The organism is Vibrio sp. (assembly GCF_038138445.1).
In the GTDB taxonomy this organism is placed as follows: domain Bacteria; phylum Pseudomonadota; class Gammaproteobacteria; order Enterobacterales; family Vibrionaceae; genus Vibrio.
The window spans coordinates 1-1,712 of record NZ_JAYQDQ010000135.1; the positions used below are offsets into that span (position 1 = coordinate 1).

1 protein-coding gene and 1 pseudogene are annotated in these 1,712 nt (G+C 40.6%); both read left to right on the forward strand.

Annotated elements, in window-relative coordinates:
- Positions 1-368 (forward strand): annotated as a pseudogene (locus AAFM34_RS19805) (hypothetical protein); the annotation flags it as partial.
- Positions 368-1,712: efflux RND transporter periplasmic adaptor subunit (locus tag AAFM34_RS19810; RefSeq protein ID WP_341665820.1), on the forward strand; the 1,345-nt coding region annotated here is incomplete at its 3' end. The pseudogene AAFM34_RS19805 and the gene AAFM34_RS19810, both read left to right, overlap by 1 nt.

A 1,712-nucleotide genomic window follows, 5' to 3' on the forward strand; every position in this document is an offset into this window, starting at 1 on the left:
AATTGCTGTTAACAAAACAAATGATTAGCGAAATTGAAAAAGAGCTAAGGCAGCTTAAACGCTTATCAGATAGACAATCTATCTATCAAGAACAACTCCTTAAACAAACTCATGACCAAGCAGAAGCGTCATTGACAGCCTACACAAATGATGATGGCGAGTTTGCCGAAGTTGTTCGAGCAAGAATCGCAGAATTAAATGCCAGAATATCAGCCTTAAGAATTGATGTTGACGCACTTAAAACAGTTGCTCGTATCAACTATTTCTTTGCGCATTCTCAATCTAACTCAAATGCTGAACATAAGTCGATGCACACTTCGCACAAAACTAATCAGCACTTATCCAGTCAGCAATTTGGAGAAAAATAATGTCAACGAATACAAAAACAATTATTGCCATCATCATTGGGGCAGCACTTGGTGTTGGAGCATTGAGTTTATATCAAGGTACTGGCTCAAACAGTAATAGTAATGAAGCAACATCAGGAGAAAAAAAGCCTCTGTATTGGGTTGCACCGATGGATTCTAATTACCGCCGGGACAAGCCCGGTAAGTCGCCTATGGGGATGGATTTAATTCCTGTGTATGAGGAAGGATCATCTGGTGATGACTTTGGCCCCGGAGCAGTAAAAATTGCGCCTCATGTAGTGAATAACCTTGGGGTTCGCACTGCACCTGTTGAACTGAAAAATATGCATACTGAAATCTCAACGGTAGGTTACGTTCAATATGATGAAGATAAGCTAATTCATATCCACCCACGGGTTGATGGCTGGATTGAAAAACTTTACATCAAAGCAGCAGGTAACCCTGTAGAGAAAGGGCAGCCTCTTTATACGCTCTATTCTCCTCAGTTAGTTAACGCGCAAGAAGAACTGTTAATAGCGTTAAAGCGCGATAATAGTTCCTTAATTTCAGCAGCCAAAGATCGCCTTAAAGCGTTACAGCTTTCTTCAGATTTCATTCAAAAGCTAGAAAAGACACGAAAGGTTCAACAAACAATTACCTTTTATTCACCACAAGCAGGTGTTGTCGATGGTTTGAAGGTTAGAGAAGGTTTTTATGTAAAGCCGGGAAACACCTTATTAAGCATTGGCCAGCTAGATCAAGTTTGGGTTGAAGCAGAAGTGTTTGAACGTGACGCAGCCTTAATTAAAAAAGGACTTCCTGTATCAATGACACTGGATTATTTACCCGGTGAGGACTGGGCTGGTGTCGTTGATTATGTTTATCCAACATTGAACAGTAAAACACGCACACTCCGAGTGAGATTGAAATTTGATAACACAGACTATCAATTAAAACCAAATATGTTTGCACAAGTCTCTATTCACGCTAATCAAGCTGATAGCACCATCCTCGTGCCTAAAGAAGCCGTTATTAGAACAGGTAAACAGGACAGAGTAGTACTTGCGTTAGGTGATGGGCAATTTAAATCTATTGAAGTGACTATTGGCCGGGTTGATATCGACAGCATCGAAATATTAGACGGCTTAAATGAAGATGACGTTGTGGTGACATCTGCCCAATTCTTGATTGATTCTGAATCAAGTAAAAGCTCTGACTTTAAACGAATGACTCATGATGAAGTGCCTAACTCTGTTTGGATGCAAGGGGATGTTAATAGTGTTATGGCAGGGCACCGCATGGTTAATATTTCACATGGCCCTGCTGAAGCTTGGGATTGGCCTGAAATGGTTATGGATTTTACTG